General features: G+C 32.0%; 22 protein-coding genes and 1 pseudogene. 10 read left to right on the forward strand and 13 right to left on the reverse strand.

What is annotated here, in order from left to right; translation table 11 throughout:
* Positions 1–54 precede the first annotated feature (54 nt).
* The 3 genes from KA856_RS01210 to KA856_RS01220 form a co-directional block, all read right to left on the reverse strand.
* Positions 55–2472 (reverse strand): heavy metal translocating P-type ATPase, encoded by a 2418-nt coding sequence (locus KA856_RS01210; RefSeq protein ID WP_210138403.1) that lies wholly within the window; start codon positions 2470–2472, stop codon positions 55–57.
* Positions 2465–2809, reverse strand: a complete 345-nt coding sequence (locus KA856_RS01215; RefSeq protein WP_040030586.1) for an ArsR/SmtB family transcription factor — start codon at positions 2807–2809, stop codon at positions 2465–2467. The genes KA856_RS01210 and KA856_RS01215 overlap by 8 nt, the downstream gene beginning before the upstream one ends.
* Before the next feature lie 393 nt (positions 2810–3202).
* Positions 3203–3820, reverse strand: coding sequence for a TetR/AcrR family transcriptional regulator (locus tag KA856_RS01220; protein ID WP_107385881.1), 618 nt, complete (start codon positions 3818–3820; stop codon positions 3203–3205).
* A 160-nt stretch (positions 3821–3980) separates the two neighbouring features.
* On the opposite strand from KA856_RS01220, the gene KA856_RS01225 reads away from it, so the two are divergent.
* Together KA856_RS01225 and KA856_RS01230 are read left to right on the forward strand one after the other, a co-directional pair.
* Positions 3981–5270: a YhgE/Pip domain-containing protein gene (locus KA856_RS01225; RefSeq protein WP_210138404.1), complete on the forward strand. Its 1290-nt coding sequence runs from the start codon at positions 3981–3983 to the stop codon at positions 5268–5270.
* Positions 5271–5514: 244 nt separating this feature from the next.
* Positions 5515–7224, forward strand: coding sequence for an ABC-ATPase domain-containing protein (locus KA856_RS01230; protein WP_210138405.1), 1710 nt, complete (start codon positions 5515–5517; stop codon positions 7222–7224).
* A 178-nt stretch (positions 7225–7402) separates the two neighbouring features.
* Here KA856_RS01230 and KA856_RS01235 read toward each other — a convergent pair whose 3' ends face one another.
* From KA856_RS01235 to lqo, 4 genes are all read right to left on the reverse strand, one after another.
* Positions 7403–7612: a helix-turn-helix domain-containing protein gene (locus tag KA856_RS01235; RefSeq protein WP_019469249.1), complete on the reverse strand. Its 210-nt coding sequence runs from the start codon at positions 7610–7612 to the stop codon at positions 7403–7405.
* Between the two features lie 12 nt (positions 7613–7624).
* On the reverse strand, positions 7625–8269 hold the full coding sequence (locus tag KA856_RS01240; protein ID WP_107383487.1) for a DUF2975 domain-containing protein: 645 nt from the start codon (positions 8267–8269) through the stop codon (positions 7625–7627).
* A 289-nt stretch (positions 8270–8558) separates the two neighbouring features.
* Positions 8559–8660, reverse strand: coding sequence for an SE2200 family small protein (locus tag KA856_RS01245; protein ID WP_019469251.1), 102 nt, complete (start codon positions 8658–8660; stop codon positions 8559–8561).
* Positions 8661–8888: 228 nt separating this feature from the next.
* Entirely contained in the window at positions 8889–10379 is a 1491-nt protein-coding gene (gene lqo, locus KA856_RS01250) for an L-lactate dehydrogenase (quinone) (protein ID WP_107383486.1), read from the reverse strand.
* A gap of 504 nt (positions 10380–10883) precedes the next feature.
* On the opposite strand from lqo, the gene fadH reads away from it, so the two are divergent.
* Positions 10884–11648 carry a 2,4-dienoyl-CoA reductase gene (fadH, locus tag KA856_RS01255; RefSeq protein ID WP_107383485.1) on the forward strand — a complete coding sequence of 255 codons (765 nt, stop codon included), beginning with the start codon at positions 10884–10886 and terminating at the stop codon, positions 11646–11648.
* A gap of 151 nt (positions 11649–11799) precedes the next feature.
* On the opposite strand, the gene KA856_RS01260 is transcribed toward fadH, so the two are convergent.
* A complete protein-coding gene (locus KA856_RS01260) occupies positions 11800–13326 on the reverse strand; it encodes an SLC13 family permease (protein WP_210138406.1) in 1527 nt (508 codons plus the stop codon).
* A 300-nt stretch (positions 13327–13626) separates the two neighbouring features.
* Between KA856_RS01260 and KA856_RS01265 the strand changes: the two genes are divergently transcribed.
* Entirely contained in the window at positions 13627–14133 is a 507-nt protein-coding gene (locus tag KA856_RS01265; protein WP_210138407.1) for a YfiT family bacillithiol transferase, read from the forward strand.
* A gap of 390 nt (positions 14134–14523) precedes the next feature.
* Entirely contained in the window at positions 14524–15192 is a 669-nt protein-coding gene (locus KA856_RS01270) for a transglycosylase family protein (protein WP_107523688.1), read from the forward strand.
* Between the two features lie 136 nt (positions 15193–15328).
* On the opposite strand, the gene KA856_RS01275 is transcribed toward KA856_RS01270, so the two are convergent.
* Complete coding sequence (locus KA856_RS01275; protein WP_107383481.1) at positions 15329–15997, reverse strand: RluA family pseudouridine synthase; 669 nt, start codon at positions 15995–15997, stop codon at positions 15329–15331.
* A gap of 438 nt (positions 15998–16435) precedes the next feature.
* On the opposite strand from KA856_RS01275, the gene KA856_RS01280 reads away from it, so the two are divergent.
* The 3 genes and pseudogenes from KA856_RS01280 (at position 16436) to KA856_RS01290 (ending at position 19669) form a co-directional block, all read left to right on the forward strand.
* A complete protein-coding gene (locus KA856_RS01280; RefSeq protein ID WP_210138408.1) occupies positions 16436–17173 on the forward strand; it encodes a transglycosylase family protein in 738 nt (245 codons plus the stop codon).
* Between the two features lie 572 nt (positions 17174–17745).
* A complete protein-coding gene (locus tag KA856_RS01285; protein WP_210138409.1) occupies positions 17746–18462 on the forward strand; it encodes a transglycosylase family protein in 717 nt (238 codons plus the stop codon).
* Between the two features lie 366 nt (positions 18463–18828).
* Positions 18829–19669, forward strand: a pseudogene (locus tag KA856_RS01290) (YitT family protein).
* A 350-nt stretch (positions 19670–20019) separates the two neighbouring features.
* Here KA856_RS01290 and trhO read toward each other — a convergent pair.
* Positions 20020–20967, reverse strand: a complete 948-nt coding sequence (gene trhO / locus KA856_RS01295) for an oxygen-dependent tRNA uridine(34) hydroxylase TrhO (RefSeq protein ID WP_107383478.1) — start codon at positions 20965–20967, stop codon at positions 20020–20022.
* A gap of 300 nt (positions 20968–21267) precedes the next feature.
* Entirely contained in the window at positions 21268–21483 is a 216-nt protein-coding gene (locus tag KA856_RS01300) for a hypothetical protein (RefSeq protein ID WP_210138410.1), read from the reverse strand.
* Between the two features lie 135 nt (positions 21484–21618).
* Between KA856_RS01300 and KA856_RS01305 the strand changes: the two genes are divergently transcribed.
* A complete protein-coding gene (locus tag KA856_RS01305; RefSeq protein ID WP_019469172.1) occupies positions 21619–22089 on the forward strand; it encodes a peptide-methionine (S)-S-oxide reductase in 471 nt (156 codons plus the stop codon).
* A gap of 100 nt (positions 22090–22189) precedes the next feature.
* Here KA856_RS01305 and KA856_RS01310 read toward each other — a convergent pair whose 3' ends face one another.
* Together KA856_RS01310 and KA856_RS01315 are read right to left on the reverse strand one after the other, a co-directional pair.
* The gene (locus KA856_RS01310) at positions 22190–23407 is read right to left on the reverse strand and encodes a metal-dependent hydrolase family protein (RefSeq protein WP_019469171.1); all 1218 of its coding nucleotides are present in this window, start codon (positions 23405–23407) and stop codon (positions 22190–22192) included.
* Positions 23408–23419: 12 nt separating this feature from the next.
* Positions 23420–24598 (reverse strand): hypothetical protein, encoded by a 1179-nt coding sequence (locus KA856_RS01315; protein WP_210138411.1) that lies wholly within the window; start codon positions 24596–24598, stop codon positions 23420–23422.
* Positions 24599–24906: 308 nt separating this feature from the next.
* On the opposite strand from KA856_RS01315, the gene KA856_RS01320 reads away from it, so the two are divergent.
* Entirely contained in the window at positions 24907–26340 is a 1434-nt protein-coding gene (locus KA856_RS01320; RefSeq protein WP_210138412.1) for a YhgE/Pip domain-containing protein, read from the forward strand.
* The last annotated feature ends 13 nt before the right edge of the window (positions 26341–26353 follow it).

The raw sequence follows: 26353 nt of genomic DNA on the forward strand, positions 1-26353 counted from the left end.
TTTAGTAGGAAAAAAGTTTGTATTAATATAAAAATTATAAAAAGCGAGCACAGTTTAAGTGCTCGCTTTTTGCTTATCTTTTTTAAATTTTAATAATCTCAATGAATTTAAAATAACTAGGATAGCAGCTCCAGTGTCACTTAGAACAGCTAACCATAAAGTTAATAACCCAGGAAATACCAATATAAAAGCAATCAATTTGATAATTACTGAAAAGTAAATATTTTGCTTAATAATTGTTTTAGCTTTTTTACTAATTGAGATAGATTTTGGAAGTTGTTGTAAGTTATCTGACATTAAAACAATATTTGCTGTTTGCATTGCGGTATCAGAACCAACGCCTCCCATAGCAATTCCTACATCACTTTGAGCAAGTGCAGGTGCATCATTGATACCATCGCCAACCATACCAACTCGATAACCACGTTTTTGTAAATCTTCAATTGCTGATAATTTATCTTTAGGCATTAATTTTGCATAAGTTTCGCGAATGCCTGCAAGAGCTGCAATTTTGTTTGCGGTCTCTTGATTATCACCAGTTAACATAACGGTATTTTTAATGTTGTATTTTTGCAACTGATGAATAGTTGCTTTTATGTTTTCTCTTAATGGATCTTCTATAGTGATCAAACCATAAAAGGTCGTCGTAGAGGATATGATAATGATGGTGTAACCTTGTTTTTCATAATCACTAAACATTGATGCATGCGTTTTGATTTTAGGATTGATAGTCTCAATTAAGCTTTGATTTCCGGCGTAAACGGTTTGATTATCTATTTTACCTTTTATACCTTTGCCAGTTATATTTTCAAAATCACTAACATGTTTTGGTGTAATATTTAATTTAGAGGTGTAGTCAACAATAGCTTTACTGATAGGATGTGTTGAATAAGCTTCCAAGCTAAGTGCAAGCTGTAATAATGTTTGTACATCACTTTCCATATGTTTAACAGCTGTTACCTTAGGTTTTCCTTCAGTGAGTGTTCCTGTTTTATCAAATGCTATTGCATTTAAAGAACCTAATGCTTCTAAATAATTACCACCTTTAATAAGTACACCGTTTTTTGCCGCGTTACCGATTGCCGTCACAATAGCAACAGGCGTTGAAATAACTAACGCACATGGACAAGCGATGACAAGTAACTCTAGACCTTTATAGAACCATTCACCCCAGGAGCCTAATGTAAGTATAGGTGGTATGAGCATTACTAATAGTGCTAATACAAAAGCAACAGGTGTGTAAATTTCTGAAAACTTGTCTATAAAGGCTTGGGCAGGTGCTTTATTTTCTTGTGCTGCTTCTACCATCTCAATGATTTTTGAAAGTGTTGTATCTTCTACTAATGTAGTAACTTTAATTTTTAATGTACCATTTTCATTAATAGAACCAGCATAAACATCATCATTCGTCGTTTTATCAACAGGTATAGATTCTCCGGTAATAGGTGATTGATTTAAGCTAGACGTTCCTTCAGTAATGGTGCCGTCTAATGGTATGCGTTCTCCAGGTTTCACAAGAATAATATCGCCAACGTGAATCTCATGTAAGTCTTTAGAGATAATACCTTTTTGGGTATATAAGTTGGCAGTATTAGGTGTTAATTCCATGAGTGATTGAATGGAGTTTCTTGTTTTATCTATCGAAATTGTTTGTAATAAAGTACCAATTGTGAATAGGAAAATAACAATAGCACCTTCGAAAAATTCACCTATCAGCATAGCACCAATAACTGCGACAGTCATTAAAACGTTCATATCCAAACTTTTAGATTTTAGTGAATAAAATGCACTTTTAAATGGTTTAAGTCCGCTAACCAATATGGCAACTGTATATAAAATATTAGAAATTTCAATTGGTAGTGATGTTATTGACATTAATAGTCCAAGTAAAATGAATGCGGCAGAAATGATGGGTTTGATAAATAATCTTAACTTCTGATCATTATCTTTTTTATTATTTTGTAAAATTGCAGTATAACCAATTTTCGCTACTTCTTTTATTATATTTTTTTCATTTTGTCCATCCATACTGGCTTGTAGTTTTCCTGTAGAAAAGTTAACTTGTGCATCTTTAACATACGGGAGGTTCAACACATGCTTTTCAACGGTTTTAGCACAGTTCCCACAGTCCATGCCTTTGATAATAAAAGTGGTTTGTGTTGATTGTGATTGAGTGTTTTGAATCCCATAACCTAGTTTTTCGACTGTTTTTACAATTTGGTTAGTCGTATCTGTAGTACTCACTTCTGCTGTTAATTTGCCAGTAGAGAAGTTAACTTTTGGATTATAAACATCATCTAATGGTAAGAGTGCTTTTTCTATCGTTGTGGCACAAGAACTACAATCGATACCATTAACTTGAAAAGTAAATTTCTGTAATGTATCGGATTCGTTTGTTATATTTTCCGACACTTTTTCATTGTTCGTATTTTGACAAGTGTTAGTGCAACAAACATCAGACGATTTATTCATTAGCATCATCCATTCTTAAGTTATTATGGTATTTGCAAGTGATAATATCATCTTTTGTTTCTTCTACGATATGATCTACCAGGCTCAATAATTCTAAAATATATGGATTTTTAATTTGGTAATAAATATATTTACCATCTTGTCTAGCGGTTACTAAACCACATTCTTTTAAACAAGCTAAGTGTTGAGAAATGCTAGATTGGCTCATTTTTGAGCTTGAAACAATTTCATTAACAGTCATTTCGGATACCTTTAATAATTCTAAAATAGTTAATCTCACTTTATTAGAAAGTCCATGTAAAAAACGTGCCTGTAATGTAAAATCATTACTATTCATTTTGAACACCTCATATTAGTAAAACTTAATATATAACATATTAGCATTACCTAATATGTTATGGAAGAGACTATCGTTAAAAATAAAAAAATGATATAAATTTGTTGGATTTTAGAGGGGGGGCAAGTGAAAGGTATAAATAATTGTAGGTGTTAGATAAAAATGAATTAAATTACAGCTATGTTTTGAAGAGGGTTCAATATTCATGTGCTAATATACTATGACCAAAAAAGAAATATGTAAAAAAAGAGTTGAATCGAATATATTTCTTATTTTTAAGCGGCTGCGTTTTGTTTGATATTATGAAATATAGGCATTCAACTCATTTTGAAGTAGTGGACATTAAACCATTTGATAAATGTTATTCTTATCCACGCTGCAAGATTATATCTATTATTGTTCACTTATATTGTATTGTTCTTTTGCTATTAATCGTAACGGGCCATAAAAAACAATTTTAAATAGGCTATCTACTAAAGTTTGTGGATCAATTTTCCGATTATCTTTCACCCAATATTTAATGAAAGAAATAGATGCACCTGCTACATAACTATGAAAATAGTCTAATGGAATGCCATCAACTGTATCTTTTGTGACTAAATGTTTTTTCATATTTTCATACATTACCTGGCTTATTTTTGTTTCTAACTGACTTCTTCTTTCTAACATAAATATAGTTTTATAGAATTCAAAATTTGTATTGATATGAAGGATAATTCTTTTTAACTTTTCTTCAGTAAAAATACGTGCAAACGCTTCTGCATCCATACCTACATAAAATTTATCTTTCGTGTTTAATGTTTTAGACAATTCTTCAATGTAATCATTCTCCATTTTATTTAATAACATATATTTATCTTCGTAATGGAGATAAAAAGTGCCGCGATTAATATCAGCTTTGTGTGTAATATCACTAATCGTTATTTTATCTAAATCTTTTTCATTTAATAATTGTATAAAAGCATGTTTAATAGCATTTTGTGTTTTTCTAACACGTCTGTCTTCCGCCATATGTTGAATCTCCTTTGTATTTAATAGACATTTATATCAAAAGTGTTCATTAAAGAACGTATTGAACATCATTGCATATTGTATATCATTTAGTAATTATTATAATGGACAATGTGATAAATATTCAACACTTTGTTTATTAAATAGGAGGGAATCATAAATGAATATTTTTAAAAATAAGTTATTATGGCTTGCACCGATTGCAGCTATTCTAATATTTGTAATATTTTCAGTCGCTTTTTATCCAGCATTTAACCCTAAACCCAAAGATATTCCAATTGCAATTGTTAACAACGATAAAGGTGTTGATATGCAAGGTAACAAGATTAATATAGGTAAAAATTTAGAAGATAATTTGCTAGATAGTAATTCCAATACGATTAAATGGATTCAAGTTGATAATGAAAAAGATTTAAAACAAGGTATGAAAGAACAAAAATATTATGGAGCAGCTGTTATAGAAAATGATTTTTCAAAAAATGCGCTAAGCAAAACACAAAAAGTCGTGATGGATGCTAAAAAAGAAGAAATGAAAGATAAAGTTCAATCTGGAGAAATACCAGCAGCACAAGCCAAAAAGATGCAAGAAAAGATGTCACAATCTGGCGAGAATCAACAAATAAAGACTCAAAAAGCAAGTTTTAAAACATTTATCAATGATGGTGCAGGAACACAAGTTTCACAAATGTCTTCTCAAGTTTTAAAAGGCATGGGTGATAACATGAACCAACAAATTACCAAACAAAGCTTGGATATTTTAGAAAAGCAAAACATTGATTTGAAACCATCAGATATTCAAAGTTTAACGCACCCAGTTAAAGTAGATAATGAAAAAGTAAATAAAGTAAATAGTCATCAAGCAGGTGGAAATGGTCCGTTCTTAATGTTTATGCCTGTTTGGATGGGATCAATTATAATTTCAGTATTACTATTCTTTGCATTTAGAACAAGTAATAACATAGCGATACAACACCGCATTATTGCATCACTAGGGCAAATTGCTATGACCATTGTTACGGCATTTGTAGGAGCTTTCACATATGTGTACTTTATGAAAATAGTATTAGATTTTAATTTCAATGCGCCTAATACAACAGCTACATTTATTGCATTAGCAATCATGGGATTTGTCGGATTAATTCTAGGTACGATGACTTGGTTAGGTTTGAAATCTGTACCAATCTTTTTCTTATTAATGTTTTTCAGTATGCAATTAGTAACATTGCCAAAACAAATGTTGCCTGATTTTTATCAAAAATATATTGTCGATTGGAATCCATTTGCACATTATGCAAACTCATTAAGAGAAATTTTATATTTACATGGAAGTATTCAATTAGATACAACGATGTGGATGTTTATAGGATTTATGATTTTCGGTGCTGTTTCTGCACTGATTGCAGCTATTATTAGAAAGCACAGTACAAAACGTACAGAAATTCCTTCCTAAATTTTAAAATGCCCACAAAAAGTAGTGATTAAAAGCTAACTTTTTGTGGGCAATTTTCATGAAATTTAATATTAATGACGATATACAAGATGGTGAAAAGGAAAAAACGAGAGTCTTTAATTTAAAAAGTATTCACTTTATTAAAAAAAGAAAACTAACATTTATTACTAGTGTTAGTTTCACTGCTTCGGTAGTCTGGGTATGATATAAAAGAGTATTAACCTATGTTGAAGGAGTGTTCCTTTTGAAAAATACATTGGAATTCGGAAAGTTATTAAAATCATTAGACGGACAAAAATATGGTGCATATAAACGACTTAAAGGTGAATATGCTTTTAATAAATTTCATTTAATTATAGATCATATACAAGCAGATCCTTATGCACCGCCATCTAAAGTGCGTGCCAAAATGCAGCGTCATATTGCCAATATCCCCGATGAATTATTAGATTCAAAAAATAAAAAAATTGCTGTATCTGATTTTTTAACAAGGGCGTTTAGCAAAAGTATTAGCAAAGTGCTTAAATCTGATCAAGTCTCTAAAAAGAGACCGGATATTTTTATAGATCACTGTGGCCAAGAAATATTACAACGTACTTCTGTAGTCATTACTCATAGCGAAATTGAAGTTCGTTTTGAAGTAGGGTTACCAGCAGCAGGAAGAAAAATTTTAGGAAAAGTTGCCCATCATATTTTCATAGATTTACTACCTGAAATAGTAGAAAAAGCATTATTGTATAAACATATCAATCGTGCTGCATTAAATGATCAAGTGACTACGATGATAGATCAAGTATTTATACGCGATGCACTGTCACGACAGAATTTAGTTGCATTTGTAGCGAATGATTCTATATTACCCAGGAAAAGTGGCGTGTCTGACACACCTTTACCCGGTGCTGTAAAATTCCAAAGTCCACAAGAATTTGAAATTCAATTGAATTTACCTAGTGGAAAGACAGTTAGCGGTATGGGCATACCTAAAGGCATTACACTCATTGTTGGTGGTGGATTTCATGGTAAATCAACACTACTAGAAGCTTTAGAGCGTGGTGTATATCACCATATTCCAGGTGATGGACGTGAACTCATTATTACGTGTAACGATGCGATGAAAATCCGTGCTGAAGATGGAAGAAGTATCGAAAAAGTAAATATTGAGCCTTTTATAAATAATTTACCAGGTAAAAAAGATACTACTCAATTTTCTACTGAAAATGCGAGCGGTAGTACATCACAAGCAGCAAATGTTATAGAAGCCTTAGAATCTCAAACTTCGTTATTATTAATAGATGAAGATACGTCTGCAACAAATTTTATGATTAGAGATAGCAGAATGCAAAAATTAATCGCACCTGAAAAAGAGCCCATCACGCCTTTCGCTATGAAAGTAAAATCTCTATACCATGATTATAATGTTTCAACAATTCTAATTGTAGGAGGTTCTGGCGATTACTTCGATGTGGCTGATCAAGTATTAATGATGGATGAATATGTATTAAAAGACGTTACTCGTAAAGCTAAAGCAATTGCTAGCGAAGATAGTCACTCAAAAGATGAAGCGTCACTATGCCAATTCGGACAAACTTCGCAAAGAATACCACTGAAATCTAGTTTTTCAAATAAAGGTAAAGATCGACGTTTTAAAGTAAAAGGTATGCATACGATTTTATATGGTAAAGAACGAATTAATATTTCAGGATTAGAACAACTTATCGATGCTAGCCAAACGAATTGCATAGCAACCATGATAGATTATTATCAAAGTAATTTGTTGAATGAACAAGATACGATATCTCAAGCAGCTGATAAAATTTTTGATTTGATTAGTGAAAAAGGGTTAGATATCATTTCACCGCATCAAGGACATCCTGGTAATTTAGCATTGCCGAGAAAACAAGAATTCTGTGGTGCACTCAATCGCTATAGAGGATTAAATATTAAAACACATTAAAAAACAGGGGTGGAACAAGTAATAAGTATGTTCCACTCCTGTTTTCTGTTTCAATATAATCTTAGACACCCGGTTAGTCTGAACTAATACAAGCGGGAGCCTAACTGCTATGTGGATTAAGCCAAAGGTTTAACTGTGATAAATATAAGATGACTTGTGAATTTAAATAAATTTTGGTTTACTCCTCAGACTCTGTGTATTCTATAATGTCTGCAGGCTGGCAATCGAGCGCTTTACATATGGCATCTAATGTTGAAAAACGTATTGCTTTTGCTTTGCCTGTTTTCAAATTCGATAAATTTGCTACAGTAATATCAATTTCATTTGCTAATTCACTGAGTTTCTTTTTTCTATCAGCTAATATTCGATCTAATCTAACTACAATCATTTATCTTATCTCCTAAACGGTATAATCAAACTCATCTTGTAAGAATGCACCATATTTAAAAACATTTCCTATAATCCAAATAACGATACCCGCTAAAATAAGTGTGAAATTAAAATTAAAAAAGAAATCTGCAAAGGTTTCGATATCTTTATCTATCAGTGCATACAATTTAGCATTTTGCCCTAAAAAATTATAAACCATAAAATTACTTGCCAATTCAATAAATGCCTCAAATACACCTAATACAATAAAACAATAAGAAATTAAAATAATGATGTTTGCATTTTTATCTGTAAAAATTTGTCCTCTGCTAACATTTTTAAGCCATTTTCTGACATATGTAATCACCAGAATATAGATTGCAATTAATACAATTATTAATAATAGCATTAATATAACAGATGGTTTGGGAAAAGTAATACTATTTAGGTCATGTTTTGTAATTTCATGTGAATTTAGTCCTAATGAATCTACCCAAAAAGGTTTATTTGCTTTATCTAATTGTGAGTTAATAAACGAGGAAGGAATGATTAATAGCGCTATAATTGCGATAATAATTGGTAACATACTAAGAGATGTTAAGACCAAAGCGATAGTTGCTAAAATAGTTAACGTTTTGACTAAAATACTAAAATGTTTGCTTTTAATTGTAGACATATTGGCGCTCCTTTTAATTTGTTAACTTCATTATAACTAAAATATATCGAAAATCAATACTTTTTTATCGATTAACGATAAAACTAATAGGTGGAAATCGAATTGGATCGTTAGATATTACAAAAGGGAAATATAGTAATGTGATTGTGAAAATGTGTAGAAGTGGGTTTAACAAGGGGAATATATAACGCGGAAAATAATCAAAAACATTTATAACCGTATTTTTTATATAACAATAACAAAAAAGCCATCATAGGTGACTTTTACCTATGATGGCTTACATGATTTATTAATATTCAATATTTGGTGCTTTGTTTACATGTTGTTGGTAACGTTTAAGACCTGCAAATGCTAATGCGCCTACAGCCACAACAATTAATAATTTTTTCATACATTTCGCTCCTTTAAGTGAATCAATGATAACAAAGTATTTCTAAAAAATACCAATGAACAACAAAGATTAAAGAACCAATAAACATTTAGTAACGATAAAATTTTTCAAAACACATCTTGAAAGATGTGTTTTGAAAATAAACTGTTATTGTAGGTTCATAAATAGGTGTTTAACACTATCTTAATCTCAGTTCATTTTAGTTTTTACACTTAAGCAATCAAAAGTTTATTCGTAATAATTTAATTCAAGATCTTTTGAAGTTTGTTGACGTGTTTTTCTCATTAAATCAACATCTTCAATTAATGATTTACCATAAGAAGGAATCATTTTTTTGATCTTAGGTTCCCAATCATTTTTATATTCAGAGAAGTTTTTCTCTAATACTTCTAATGCAACAGATACAGAAGTTGATGCTCCTGGTGATTCACCAAGTAATGCAATTACGGAATGATCTTCAGAGTTTACAACTTCTGTTCCGAATTGGATGAAGCCTTTACCATATTCTTCAGTATCTTTAATCACTTGAACACGTTTACCAGCAGTATATAATTGCCAATCTTCATCGCGTGCTTCTGGATAGAAAGTACGTAAGTGGTTCATGCAACCTTCTTTTGTCATTAAAATTTGGTCAAATGAATATTTAAGTAGCGGTAAGTTTTTCGCTGCCGCTGCTAATAATGTTGTGATGTTACTTGGTTTAACAGATTTAAATAAATCTAAGTTTGAACCATATTTTAAGAATTTAGGACCAATACTTGCGAACGGTCCAAATAATAATGTTTTTTGGCCATTAATGAAACGTGTGTCTAAATGTGGCACAGTCATTGGTGGTGTGCCTGGTGGTTCTTTACCATACACTTTGGCACCATGTTCTTCAATCACATTTGGATTTGTACATGTTAAGAATTGACCTGTGATAGGGAATCCGCCTAAGTTTTTACTTTCAGGGATACCTGTTTTTTGTAGTAATGGGATAGCAGCACCACCAGCACCGATAAATACATAATCAGCTAACTGTGTTTGTGTTTCGCCAGTATTTGCGTTACGGATTTGAACTTCCCATTTACCATCGTTACGTCTATTGAAATCAAGTACTTCATGATGGTATTGAACTTCTACTTTTGGATTTTTTTCAAGGTTTCTCGCCATTTTACGAGTTAATTCACCAAAGTTTACGTCAGTACCTTCATTAATTTTGCTGGCAGCCATAATATCGCTTGCGCTATGACCTTGCATCATTAATGGAATCCATTTTCTCATTTCTTCAATGTCTTCGGTATATTCGATATCATCAAACATAGGGAAGTTTTTCATTGCTTCATAACGGTCTTTTAAAAATTTAACGTTATTTTTACCTCTTACAAAACTAATGTGTGGTAATGGATGAATGAATTCTCTAGGGTTTTCGATATAGTTATTTTTAACTAAATAGCCCCAGAATTGTTTAGAGATTTCAAATTGTTCATTAATCTCTTTTGCTTTTTCAATATCAATTGAACCATCAGGTTGCTGAACTGTATAGTTCAATTCGCAAAGTGCAGCATGTCCTGTACCTGCGTTATGACGTTCGTTTGAACTTTCGTCACCAGGACGATCTAAACGTTCGTACAGTTTAATGTTCCAATTTGGTTCAAGCTCATTAAGCATAGAACCAAAAGTAGTACTTAATACACCGGCGCCAATAAGAATGACGTCTTTTGACTCAGTTTTAGCCATAGTTCCTCACCTTTCATTCTTAATAACATCAGTAACAATTTGTCATACATTGTCACTCATCTTATGTCGTTATTTACTATTATATTACGCGACTCTCACATGTAAAAATACATATTAATCATATAACACATTCCTATTTGGAATATGTGAGCATACTTTTACTAATTTACCCTATATTTCAAGTATAAATCATTAAAAGTAAGTGATAATAATTGTTACATAGTAATATTACATTATAATTTCTATAAATTTCAATCAAATATGCCTTAATAAAATATAAATAGATTAGAAATAAAAATTAGAGGTCTTAATTTGTGTTTTTGCACTTACTTTTAACATTTCAATTATTTAATCAGTAAAATGTTTCATATGAAACATAGATATAAAATTATGTTTATCAATCATAGGTCTTTATCATTTTATAAGAAAAATCAGTGAAACTTTGTTATACTTATCAATAAAATGTAAGCGCTTACTAATTTGTTTGATAAAGGAGACTCTATAATGAAAGATAAAGTAATAATGGTGACAGGTGGAAGTAGTGGTATGGGGAAAGCAATGGCGAAACGTTTTGCTGAAGAAGGTGCGAACGTTATTATAACAGGTAGATCGTTAGAACGTTTAGAAGCAACTAAAAAAGAAATCGAACACCGAGAAGGACAGATTTTATGTATTGATATGGATGTTCGTGATGTTGAACGCGTGCAGTATACAGTGGATGAAGCCATTAATACTTTTGGAAAGATAGATGGTTTGGTGAATAACGCAGCTGGCAACTTTATATGTGCTGCGGAAGAACTATCGACGAATGGTTGGAATTCTGTCGTAGATATTGTGTTAAATGGAACTTGGCATTGCACACAGGCTGTTGGAAAAAAATGGATTGAACAAGGGTATCATGGACGTATTATCAATATGGTGGCAACATATGCATGGCGTTCAGGGCCGGGTGTTGTACATTCTGCTAGTGCAAAAGCGGGTGTGTTAGCTATGACAAGAACGCTCGCTGTAGAGTGGGGTTCAAAGTATGGCATTACCGTAAATGCTATTGCTCCAGGTCCTATAGATAATACAGGAGGCTCTGGAAAACTTAGTTTATCAGAAGACGCACGCCAACAAACATTGGATAGTGTACCATTAGGCCGCATGGGTCAGCCAGAAGAAATTGCAGGATTAGCTAAGTTTTTATTTTCGGAAGAAGCGAATTACATTAATGGTGCTTGTATGACAATGGACGGCGGTCAATGGCTTAATCAAAACGCGTTTTAACATAATAGAGTGTTTGTAACATTTTATATAGCTTTCATTAATATTACCAGGCTGTGACAATTAATCGTCCCAGCCTGTTATTCATTATAATGGTTCAATCACTCGCTAATGTTAGCAATGTCGAGTTTATTATAGAGAATAATTTTTTACATTAAATTAATCCGAGCCAATGCCAATAAGTGGCACTAAATAAAATAATAAGTAAATAGCCAATAACGGTTATAGGTATCCCTGTTTTTAAAAAATCTTTAACAGTAAATGTTTCTGTACCATAGGCCAACATTGATTGTGGTGAGCTTACGGGTAATAAGAAACCAAAGCTGATAACGAATTGCTGTATGAGTACAAATCCAATAGACTGATTTCCTAAATCTAACGTAGTAGTTAGTGAAATAAATACAGGTATTAGCGCTGATGCTAAGCTTGTTGCACTTGCAAAACCTAAATGTATTAAAATATTGAATAGTGCAATTAATGCAATTGTTACTAAAAGGGGATAGTGATTTAAACCCATGACACCAAAGGTTTGATCACTCAACCATTGGGCGGCTGTAGTTTTTAATAGTACATTTCCTAAAGATATGCCGACGCCAAATACAATAATTGTTCCCCAAGGTATACGACTTTCAGCTTCTTTCCAGGACATGACACCAATTTTAGGAGTTAACATAATAGCCAATGCTAATAAAATGATTGAAGATGAATCAATAGGATGTAATATCTTTTCGGTAGACCAAAGTATTAATAAAATGATGGATATGCTAATTAAACGCCATTCTTTAGAAGTTATAGGTCCCATAGCTTTTAACTGTTGCTGAATTAATGATTTGCCTCCCGAAAGTTCTTTTTCTTCTGGGGGCATGACTTTAAGCATGATAAAATAAAGCGCAATTGACATTAACATGGACCATGGCCCAGCATATAAGAACCACTGTCCCCACGATATATCAGCATTTAACTGATCATTGATAAAGTTAATTGCGACAATGTTTTGTGCAGCTGCAGTTTTAATACCAATATTCCATATAGAAACTGCTTGTACAGCTGTGATAACTAAAAGTCCAGCTAATTTACTTTGTTTAGCAACGCCGAATGCTGTTATCATTCCTAATAATACAGGAATAACAGCACCTGCTCGTGCAGTAGCAGAGGGAACGAAAAATGCTAAAAATATTGCCACTAATATCGTTCCAATAACGATACGATTTGTCTTATTGCCTGCTACGGAAAGTACAATTAGTGCAAGTCTTTTATGAAGTTGTGTAATTTGCATAGCTGTTGCTAAAAAAAGAGCAGCTGCAACTAAAGCTAATGCACTGGTAGAAAACCCACTAAAAGCAAGTTTTAAAGCATTACCTGTTCCGAAAAGTGAATCTCCCTTCAATATTTCACCATTTGACTGAGGATAGCCTAGCGATTCAGATAAATTTTGTACCGGACTGAAACCTATTAATAGAATAATGAGTCCAACAATCATGACCGCAGAAACTGGATAAGTCACTGCTTCAGTTACCCATAATATGACTGCAAATAGCAATATTGCTAATGCGCTTTTAGCCATAAGTGGTAAACTTTCTGGTGTAGGTAATAACAAAATCGTGATTAAGATAATCATACTTGTGATTAACCAAAATGGCTTGAAATTAGATGTAGACTTGGTAGATGAATCTTTACTCATAAATTTCCACTCCCTTGTTAAATCCTTCACAATAATATTACAAATTTTATTAAGTTGTATCATTATAATTTAGGAAAGTTCATAAAAATTTACTAATTATGTATTTGTCATATCATTAATTTTATAAATTTTATGGTAATAACTAGGGAGAATACTTTTGTTATGAATATGAGTAGATGCATTCCTAAATTCTACAATAAATAGTATGAAAGTTTAAATAGTCATAAATAGGCAATAGCATTACTAATGGAAAAATTAAAGATGCTATTAAACATTTAATAAATAAAAAAGGTGATTAATATGGATGTTAGATTTCCAATTGGTGAATTAGAAGTGCCAAATAAAGTAACATTAGAAGATATCCAAAAATGGCTTAGTGAAATTGAGTCGTATGCATATAGACTGAGGCAAACTGTAGCTCATTTAAATGATGAAGCATTAAACAAGCAATATCGAGACAAAAGTTGGACTGTGCGACAACTCGTTCATCATATAGCAGATTCCCAATTAAATATGTTTCAACGCTTAAAATTAGCGCTAACAGATACGAATCCAGTTGTTGATCCTTTTATTCAAGATGAGTGGGCAAAACTTGCTGATAGTCAACTGCCTATAGAATGTTCCCTTAAAATGTTAGAGGGTATAAATGAACGTATTATAGCTATTGGCAATCATTTAACAGAAAGTGATTTGAATCGTACATTTACATTAAGAGGAAGCGGAGAAATATCTGTTGCAACTAAAGTTGCTAAATTAGCTTGGCACGAAGAACATCATTTAGCGCATATTAAAATAGCATTATCGTAATGAATATAATGGCGAGGCCGTTCAATTTTAATCATTGAACGGTTTTTTAAATATATAAAATAGCAAATTGACTAACTAGAATAATTGTCACACTAATTACAATTATGTTACAGAAAAAATAAGTTTAAAAAGCACTTTATTCACTTTAGCAATAGGTTTTTTTACAAAATATCTTTTAATTTTCATTCGATTTTATGTAATTATTATGTAAAATGCACGGGGGTTTTTTAATTTCGCTGTAACCTACAAGGTTTTTATGGATGTTATAGTATTTACTGGAAATTGGTTGAAACAGCATTGAATTTTACAAAAAATAGTTGGTTTCAATATCACAGTAAAAATAAATCTTAAAAATATAAAAAACAAACTTGTAGGAGGATTTAATCAAAAATGAAAAAAACAGTATTAGCTTCAACATTAGCAGTAGGATTAGGTGTAACAGGATTCGCAGCAGGTAACTCAGCTGACGCAGCAGAACAAGGTGTAGATAAAGCAGAATTAGCAAATTTAGCACAATCTAACCCAGAACAATTAAATGCAGCACCAGTACAAGAAGGTTCATATAGTTATAACTTTAATTATAATGGTTTAAACTATAACTTTGAATCAAATGGACAAACTTGGTCTTGGAGTTATGGTGAAGGTTCAAGCGCTAACGCTTCAACAGTTGAACAACCACAACAAGCACAAACTCAAACTGAGCAACCAGCTCAACAAACTGCACCACAAACTGAACAAACACAACAACCACAACAAGAAGCAACTACAAAAGCTTCAACTCAATCATCAAGCTCAAATGAAGCTTCAAGTGGTTCTTCAGTAAATGTTAATTCACATTTACAAGCAATCGCTCAACGTGAATCAGGCGGCGACTTAAAAGCTGTTAACCCATCATCAGGTGCAGCAGGTAAATATCAATTCTTACAAAGTACTTGGGACTCAGTAGCACCAGCTGAATATAAAGGTGTATCTCCAACAGAAGCACCAGAATCAGTACAAGATGCTGCAGCTGTAAAACTTTATAACGAAGTTGGCGCTTCACAATGGGTTACTGCATAATCTGAAGTATAATTTTAATTAAAAATATAAGTATAAAACACTAATAAAAGCTATGAAGGAATCTCTTAGTAGAGATTCTTTCATAGCTTTTTTATATTAATATATTGGATGAATTTACGGTTATTTAAGAAGTATGTTATATAAAGTCATTCCAAATACCTTTATTTGGAGTAGAAGTTACAGAAATGATTTCATCTTTAGTGGGGTGTTTGACGCTGAGTTTTGATGCCCAAAGTGCAATTTGTTGTCCGGGATTATTAAATTTCTGGCCATATTTTTGATCACCATATAATGGTAAGTTTTGATTTGCGAATTGTACTCTAATTTGATGTGAACGACCTGTTTTCAATTGGATTTGAACCAAGGTTTTATTGTTAATTGTTTTGATAACTTTATAATTCAAAATTGCCTCTTTAGCATCTTTTTTCTTGGAATCAACTGCATAAACAATATTTTTATTTCTATCTTTCCATAAATAGTCGCGAAGTTCACCTTCTTTTTTTGAAGGTATACCATGGATAATTGCTAGATATGTTCTATATAATTTTTGTTTTCTAAGTTCATTAGATAACCTAGAGGCTGCTTTGGATGTTTTAGCGAAAACAATTGTGCCTCCAACGGGCCGATCAAGACGATGTACGAGTCCAAGGTATACATTACCCGGTTTATTGTATTGGACTTTTATGTAATTTTTTAAAATGGACAATAAATCTTGATCTCTTGAGTTATCTTCTTGTACAGGAACATTAATTGGTTTCTCTACCATTAATAAATGGTTATCTTCATAAAGAATATTGTCGAACATTTAATTCCTCCAACATTTTATATATTGATAGGTTTTCATAAATTTTAAAATAAAATTATTAAAATTAAACCAAATTAAGATATTATCAGCAGTTAGATATAAATTCAATCTTTCTTATATTTAAAAGTCATAAAATGTAACCAGTTATAATGATATAAGTGAATATTATTTTCACACTAATTACATAATTATTACATATTTGTAAAAGCAATATTATATTTCATGATTGATGTGATGGTTTTTTGAATGGAATTGAAGTAAGTATTTAATGTAATTAGGGCGTAAAAATTCTAGATATTTTTTAACTTCACTGTAACCCACAAGCTTTTTTAAGATGTTACAGTAGGGATTAGCAAATTTGATAAAAGTAATTTTGCAAAACAGAAAACACAAATTTAAATATTTAAAAGTATAATCTCTTAGGAGGATTTATTAATAATGAAAAAAACAGTATTAGCTTCAACATTAGCAGTAGGACTTGGCGTAACAGGAATCGCAGCAGGAAATTCAGCAGATGCGTCTGAACAAGGTATCGATCAAGCACAATTAGCTCAACAAGCACAAAACAATCCGCAACAATTGAATGCTGAGCCAATACATGAAGGTGCTTATAACTATAACTTTAATCAAGATAATTTAAATTATAACTTTGAATCTGATGGCACATATTGGTCATGGAGTTATGGTGAAGGTTCAAACGGATCTAATGATGCATCAGCACAATCAACAAGTGATGCAGGACAACAAGAACAAGCACCACAAACTCAAGAACAAGCACCACAAACTCAAGAACAAACACAACCACAACAAGCTTCATCAGAACAACCAGCACAAGAACAAGCACCACAAACTGAGCAAACACAACAACCACAACAAGAATCAGCTTCATCACAACAATCAACAGATAGCTCAAGTGAAGCATCAAGTGGTTCATCAGTAGAAGTAAACGATCACTTGAAACAAATTGCACAACGTGAATCTGGTGGCGACCTTAACGCTGTTAACCCATCATCAGGTGCAGCAGGTAAATATCAATTCTTACAAAGCACTTGGGATTCAGTAGCACCAGATGAGTATAAAGGTCAATCACCAACAGAAGCACCAGAATCAGTACAAGACCAAGCAGCAATGGATTTATATGAATCTGAAGGTGCTTCACAGTGGGTTACTGCTTAATTTATTAAAAGTTTAATTTTAAAACATTAATATATACGCATAGAAAGTGTGAGATTTAAAGCTCATTCTTTAATTAAAGGACTAATCCGTGAAGAACATGGGTTAGTCCTTTTTATATTGAGAAAAAGCATATACTTTCAAAAGCAATAGAGATAATTTTAGAAAAAATGAATAGAAGGAATTGAATTGATAGTGAAAAACTATTTAAATAAGCAATTAAAAATATAACTTTTACAAAAATTATCAATTTATTAAATGATGAATCAAATATTACAATACTTGAATAAAAAGTGTTTATATTACAACATCATTACAATAAAATATAAAAAATAATGAGCCTTAAGACGATGGTGATAGCATTCTAATGTTTTTTGAACAGTGTAATAATAAACTTTTATGTCATGAGGACGTAAAAAACCTGGCTGCTTTTTTAACTTCACTGTAACCCACAAGCACTTTTTGGATGTTACAGTGGGAACTAGCAAATTTGATAAAGGTAATTTTGCAAAAAACGAAAACACAAATTAAAACATAAATTTAAAAGTATAATCTCTTGGGAGGATTTATTAATAATGAAAAAAACAGTATTAGCTTCAACATTAGCAGTAGGACTTGGCGTAACAGGAATCGCAGCAGGAAATTCAGCAGATGCGTCTGAACAAGGTATCGATCAAGCACAATTAGCTCAACAAGCACAAAACAATCCGCAACAATTGAATGCACAAGCATTACATGACGGTTCATATAATTATAATTTCAGCCAAAATGGCACAAATTATAATTTTGAATCTGATGGCACAAATTGGTCATGGAGCTATGGTGAAGGTTCAAACGGATCAAGTGAAGCATCAGCACAATCAACAAGTGATGCAGGACAACAAGAACAAGCACCACAAACTCAAGAACAAACACAACCACAACAAGCTTCATCAGAACAACCAGCACAAGAACAAGCACCACAAACTGAGCAAACACAACAACCACAACAAGAATCAGCTTCATCACAACAATCAACAGATAGTTCAAGTGAAGCATCAAGTGGTTCATCTGTAGATGTAAATGATCACTTGAAACAAATCGCGCAACGTGAATCAGGTGGTGACCTTAACGCTGTTAACCCATCATCAGGTGCAGCAGGTAAATACCAATTCCTACAAAGCACTTGGGATTCAGTAGCACCAGCTGAATATAAAGGTGTATCTCCAACAGAAGCACCAGAATCAGTACAAGACCAAGCAGCAATGGATTTATATGAATCTGAAGGTGCTTCACAATGGGTTACTGCGTAATAAGATAATATTCAATTTTAAAATATTGAATCATCAATCCCTAGGTTCTTTTATAGAATCTAGGGATTTTAATTTTTTAAAAAATATGTGTAATGATTAAATAAGGACATAATATAAAATAACTTTTGATAAATTGAAGTAAATATTATATATCAATAAATAATCATAACCCGCCTACGTTGAAAAACTTAAGTATTTTTATTATTATGTCTTCTGTATTAAAAAAATTATAGTTTAAAATTGTAATTCTGAAACTTTTTAGCATTGCTAAGAAGTTTCTTTTTGTGTTGAAAGAAAATGAACGAAGTATAGTTAAGAAAATGGTGTTCAAAAATTTAAATCATTTATAGAGAGGGTGTGAGTTTAATGGAATATAAAATTCATCTAAAAAATATTTGTTTTTGTCTTATAGGTACTTTTTTAATTGCAATAGGTGTTAATTCATTCGTTTTAGCTTCAAATTTAGGAGAAGGCGGCACAGTCGGTGTCTCCTTAAATCTGAAATATACTTTAGGCCTTTCTCCAGCATTGACGACGCTTATTATTAATATCATATTAATTGGTGTAGGATGGAAATATTTAAGTAAAACAACTGCACTTTATACGTTGATTACTGTGGTTGCGAGTTCATTTTTCTTAGGGATTACTGAATCTTTTAATTTGAATTTAGAGTCAGATTTTATCAATACTATTTTTTCAGGAGTGTTAATTGGTATTGGTACAGGCTTTGTTATATCTGCCCGTAGTACGTTGGGTGGGTACTTCAGTTATTGCAAAAATCATAAACAAATATAGTGAAATTAAAACGTCACAAGCATTATTTATTCTTGATTCATTGATTGTTTTATCTTTCTTGCTTGTCTTACCTATTCAAAATGTACTTTATACAATTGTTATGTTATTTATCGTTGAAAAAAGTATGTCTTTTGTAATAGAAGGATTTAATCCTAAAAAAGCAATTACTATTATTTCAGATTTTAACGCGAACATTAGTAAACAAATTAATGAAGAAACGGGGCGTGGTTCTACACTGTTAAATGGTGTAGGAGGATATCAACAAAAAGAAACTAATGTACTTTACGTCGTCGTCCCTCAAAATCAGTTAGCTAGGATTAAAAAGATTGTAAACCGTCATGATGAAAATGCCTTTTTAGTTATCCATGATGTGCGAGATGTCCTGGGAAATGGATTTATGAAATTACAATAAGCATAAATAAGAAAATAAATGCAAATTAACTACAAAAGTTTGGTAATAATAGTCATTCATTTACAAATAAGAGGCTGGTATTTTTTTATTCTAGTTTGTTATAGGGAAAATGTGTTTCTATTATCAAATTTTAAAATAAGATGCGGGATAAAAAGATGACAATGGCCACTGTGAAAACACTGAACAATGTAGAAAATAACACAATTTTTGCGCGTAATTCTGGTAAGTTGTGCACCTAATAAAAGAAAAATGGCAATTTCTAATTTTATTTAGAAATTGCCATTTTTTAGTTAGCTTGATACATATTAAAATTATAAAATATTTACACATAATTTCAACGCATATTTGTATTATACAAGTTGTTTAAAATTTTCAAGGCGTTTTGCCTTTTCTTCATCACTAATGTCATGTTTTTTAACATAACGATTACTTTCATGTTCAGCACATTCATGACAACAAGCACCTAAATAACGTGCTTCATTTTCTTCAGATACTAAAATTTGACGGTTACATTCAGGGTTTGAACAGTTGATGTAACGTTCACAAGGCGTACCGTCAAACCATTCTTTACCTACAACTGTTTTTTCAACTTGATTGACGTCTACACTGATACGTTCGTCAAATACATACATTTTACCGTCCCAATACTGACCTTTTGTTTCTGGATCTTTTCCATAAGTGGCGATACCACCTTCAAGCTGGCTTACGTCTTCAAAACCTTCTCTTAATAGATAACCGGAGAATTTCTCACAGCGAATACCACCAGTACAATAAGTAACGATTTTTTTGTCCATAAATTGATCTTTATTTTCTTTAATCCAGTCTGGTAAATCTCTAAAGCGAGTAATATTAGGTCGTATAGCACCACGGAAATGTCCTAAATCATATTCATAATCATTACGCGCATCGATAACAATTGTGTCGTCGTCAAATAATGCTTCTTTAAACTCTTTAGGTGATAAATAATTACCAGTAAGTTCTTTAGGATTAACATCTTGTTCTAAATCTAATGCCACAATTTCTTTTCTAGGACGAACGTGCATTTTTTTAAATGCGTGACCATCTGCTTCATCAATTTTGAAAGTAATTCCTTTGAACCTTTCATCTGATTGTAATGCATTCATATATTTGTCTGTTGCTTCAACTGTTCCGGAAACAGTACCATTAATACCTTCAGTTGATACTAAGATACGTCCTTTAAGCTCTAGATCTTTACAAAAATCTAAGTGTTCTGTAGCAAATGTTTCGGGGTCTTCAATATTTGTATATTTATAATACAATAGTACTCTGTAATCCATAATTCAATTCTCCTCTAAATTTTTTTCTGTTTATAATAGTTATATATAAAATTAATAGTTTGATAGTATCGTGCGGCTACAATCCATAATGATATGATGAATGTATATTTGTTATATGCTTTTATAAAAGGACGAAATTCTCCTCACTATATTGTAACAAAAAAGGTACAATATTCAATTTAAAAATTTTGTAAAACTAAATATTGTCAAAATTTTTTTGAAGAATATTAGGTTATTAATAAAAAACATGCTCTTTTCAAGTTTGTTATTATCAATGAAAAGAGCATGTATATAAATTTATTAATTTTTATTTGTAAAGATAAGTGCAACTACTAAACTAATTGTACTGATTGCAAAGACAATATTCATGATCGAAAGTGTTTCTATAATCACTACATCTTTGCCTAATCGTTCAAAAGCATTTTGCTGCATTTCTTTCTCAGAATTAAAATCACTGTCGGTTCTTGAAGACTTTTCTTCAATATCTTCTAATAATCTTTCTTTAACTTTAGGCATATAATACCTCCTTATTCTCTAATATAAATTTTCCCTATTAACAAAAAATAAATCATAAATATATGAGCATTTGCATCATATGGTTGTGGTGTCTATACTTTTATTAAATAATGTGTTAAATCAGGAGGGGATAGAATGGAAACTGTATATTTAGCAGGAGGTTGTCTCTGGGGTGTTCAGGCATTCGTTAAGACATTACCAGGTGTCATTCAAACAGAAGGTGGTAGGGCAAATGGTATTACGCATACCCTTGATGGAGAATACGACGGCTATGTAGAAGTAATTAAAACAACTTTTGATCCTGAAAAAGTGTCTGTTACTGATTTAATGGGGTATCTTTTTGAAATTATTGACCCTTATAGTGTAAACCAACAGGGCCAAGATATTGGTTTGAAATATAGAACGGGATTATATAGTGAAGACGTAAAACATTTAAAAGAAGCACAAGCATACATAGATGCAATTGAAGACCATCACCTTATTGCCACAGAGGTATTACCATTGACTAATTATGTTAAAAGTGCAGAAACACATCAAGACAGATTATCAAGATTTCCAAATGATTACTGTCATTTACCTAAAGCACTGGTTAATAAATATAAATAATGATAAAGCAAAGTGAATTCAAAATTAAAACCTCGTTGTATATCTTCAATCATTCTGTAGATATACAATGAGGCTTTGTTTTTATAAATAGTAGATAGCATTATCTTTTCACAATTTCACCATCAATACCTACAATTTTAATATTATCAGGGTTTTTTAATATCCCAATACGATCTAATGGATTATCATCTACGATAATAAAGTCAGCTTTTTTGTCTGTTTCAATTGTGCCTATTTCATTGTCATAACCTAGACATTCTGCTGCAGTTTTAGTGGATGCTACTATAGCTTGCATTGGTGTCATACCATGTTCAACCATTAACTCTAATTCACGTAAGTTGGTACCGTGTTTAAAGACACCAGCATCTGTACCCATGGCGATTTTTACACCTGCGTTTACAGCTTTAGTAAAACTTGTTGTATGTGCCTCTAAAACTTCTTTTGACTTTTCAACAGAACCTTCAGACATACCAAGTTCATCTGCAAATTCAATAACTGAAACAGGTGCTAGTAAAGTCGGTACGAGAAAGGTACCTTGTGCCTTCATTTTTTCTATTGCTTCATCATCTAGGTAAATGCCATGCTCTATAGAATGAATGCCTGCTGCGATACAATTTTTAACGCCTTGTAGGCCTTGGGCATGTGCCATAACTTTTCTATTACCTCTGAATTGTGCTTCTTCAACCATAACTTTAAGTTCTTCAATAGAAAATTGTGTGAAGTCTGGATGATCTGTTGGACTTGTTACACCACCAGTTGCATGAACTTTGATTACATCCGCACCAGCACGTAACATCTCTCTTACTTTTTTACGTACTTCTTCAACGCCATCACAAATTCCTGTAGGCAAACCTGGATAATCTTCAATAAAACTTGGCATAGTTATACCAGATTTCGTTAATTTATCACCATGGCCACCAGTAATCGTTAATGCATTGACACTAATTTGCATGCGGGGTCCGAGTATCAAACCATTTTGTACAGCTTCTTTAATCCCTTGGTCAGCACCAAGTGCATCACGCACGGTAGTGATACCGCAATTTACTGTACGTTTAAGATGATCTATAGCGCGATAGAATGTATAAGAAAATGGCGTAGCTAATTTATCTGTCAATGGTCTCATTTCTTCCATGATATGAACATGGCTATCTATCATGCCCGGTAATAAATATTTATCGGTACCATCGATGATTTCATGATTTTCATGGTTTAAATTCTGTCCAATAGTCTTAAAGCGATGATCTTGAATAATCACATCAACGTTTTGTTGTATAGCGCTACCAGTACCATCTATAAGGTTTATATTTTTTATAAGCATTTAAAATTCCTCCTAATTAATAAAATTCATAATAATACCTGTTAAAATCACGGAAGCTACCGTAACGGAAGTAAATCCACCTATCAACATAGGACTAAGTAATTCTTTGAAAAGTGCATCATGTTCTTTTTTGTTTTTGGTTAAACTACGACTCACTTCTTCACATAGCATGTAATCTCCAGGGAAACCATACAATGCAGTTAACGCAACTGGAAGTGCCTTTGTATAACGCCAACCAATCAATTTTGCAGCAACTGCTCCTCCGATTAAAATACCTATCGTACCTATTAATAAAATAAGTAAGATAGCTGGTAGGTGATGCCATAAATCTTGTGGTGTGATATCTCCCATAGAACCGATGACAATCAGCATGATAATAACAAGAATTAAAGTGAACGACTTGTTTTTTTCTAATTCTGCTTGTTCAAATAATCCTAGTTTTAACCCGACAATCCCAAAGAATAAACTGATAAGTGTAAAATGAATTGGGGTCACTTCTCCAATTAAAAAAGCTAAACTAGCTAATACAAACATAATAAATAGTCTTAAAGTATTATTTTGTAAAATAGGATATTTATCATGTAAAGTATGTGTTGTTGATGTTCGAGTCGTTGACGCTTCTTCACGGGTATCAGTTTGTAAATTTTTAGCTTCTTGTTGCAAAAAGTGTTTACCGTAACGTTTCATGATTACTGAACTTAATGGTAACCCGATAACACCTTGTATACCTTGCACAAGTGCTGGTAAAACAATTAAATAACTTAAATCTAATTCCTTTAACTTATCAATTGTAATTAGTAATGCAACAATACCACCTGAGATAGGACCAACACCAGAAGCGGCGATACGGAAATCATAAACAAAAGATACGATGATTAAAATCATAGTCGTTGAACCTATAATGCCGAAAAGTGAAATAATCACTGCCTTCCACTGTGTTTTTAACGTTGATAAAGGCATCATCGTTCCCATATGCATAATGGCAGGTGCTATAGCTAGTGCACCTAGTGAAGGTAAAATAGCTGAATCAAGAATATTTTCAGGAAATATACCTGCCCATTTAAGTAATAAAAAACTGACCATTGCAGTCAAAAGCATTGGTACTCGTGCTTTTGTCAATGTTGAAATAACTTCCCCCAAAGCAATTAAAGCAAATAAAGCAGTTGCTGAAATAATAGGTTCACTCCACATGATAATTTCCCTCCCTAATTTAAAGTGATAGTAAGTATCATAGCATTAATAAAGGATAAAATTAACAGTAAATACAGAATTTTCAGAATATATTTTTGTTCAAAATCACCATGAAATTTTTTGGAAAATAGGTTTGACATTTAAATTTAAGAAGCGTAATATATAAAAAGTACACGGGGTGTACTGAAGTGATTTCCCCCTTATAAATAGCTGGTCATGCGTGTTAAGCTAAGGCAAATATTTTTGTTTTAGTCTTTTTTTAACTTATAGTACATGGGATGTACAATTAAAGGAAGGTAGTTGGAAAAATGTTGAATGAATTTAAATTTATATTTAAAAATAAAATGTTAGTAGTATCTTTAATTGCAATATCACTTATTTCGTTGCTATACGTAGCTTTGTTCGTTGGTTCAATGTGGGATCCATACGATAAGACAGAAAATCTAAAAATATCTGTTGTAAACCACGATGAAAAAGCAACGCTTAATAATAAAGATATTACTATTGGCGATGATTTAGTAGATAAATTAAAAGATAATGATAAGTTTGATTTTCAAGTCGTTTCTGAAAAAGAAGCGAATAAACAATTGAATAGAGGTGAAAGTGTAGGAACTATTATTGTTCCCAAAAATGCCTCATCAAATGCAACGACAATTTTAGATGAAAACCCTAAAAAAATAAATCTAGAAACTAAGGTAAATCCTGGTTCTAGTTATACAGGAAGTCAATCTGCAAATTTAGCTATTAATACAGTGACTGAATCTATAAAAGATAATATAAGATCTAACTATTTGAGTGAATTATTCGCTAGTGCTAAAAAATCACAATCAGGTTATCAAGATACATCAGAAGCATTAGGACAAATGTCTGATGCAGAAACAGAACTCATTGATGGTAATCAACAAGTAACAGATGGTATTCAACAAATGGCACCAATGGTAGGTCAACCAGCTCAAAAATTATTATCGGGAAATCAACAGGTAACAGATGGGCTGAAAGAACTTGAAGCAAATAATGACGAATTAAAATCAAAAATTGATGATGCAGTTAGTCAACAAAATAATGTTTCATTTGAATCCGAAAATGAAAAAGCACTCAATGATGTTACAAAAGTAAAAGAAAATAATCCAACGAATGCTGATGAATACGGTGCAACGATTGTTCCTTATATGGCAAGTGTTAGTTTATTTGTTGGTGCGCTATCGTTTAGTGCTATTTATCCATTGAGAAAAACTATTGATAAATCTACAACTTCAGTGAGACAAGCTTTAGGAAAATTTGCATTATATATTGTTCAAGGTGCGTTGTCTGCGTTATTTATGAGTAGTTGGGTATTATTTGTGTTTAACATGTCAGTTGGTAATGTATGGAAATTTATATTAGTAGGTTTATTATGGGCTATTGCAGCAATTACAATTACATCGTTCCTAACATTATTCTTAGACAGAATAGGACTATTTATATCAATGATTCTTTTAATCTTACAATTAAGTGCAAGTGAAGGTATGTTCCCAATAGAACTTTCTGCAACGTTCTATAGATGGATACATCCATTTTCACCAATGTCTTACGCTATTCAAGGATACAGAGAAGCGATATTTACTAATGCAGGTCACTTTGACTTTGGATTTGTTGTAGCGTTACTTATCGGTATCATAGTCGTAATGATGATTTTACAATATTTAGTTCTACTATGGTTCAATAAGCGCGATAAGTTACCACTTTCTATCGAATTTAAGTAATTTATAAAGGGGG

This window comes from Staphylococcus sp. GDB9P120P, from assembly GCF_017893435.1.
GTDB classification, from domain to species: Bacteria; Bacillota; Bacilli; order Staphylococcales; family Staphylococcaceae; genus Staphylococcus; species Staphylococcus cohnii.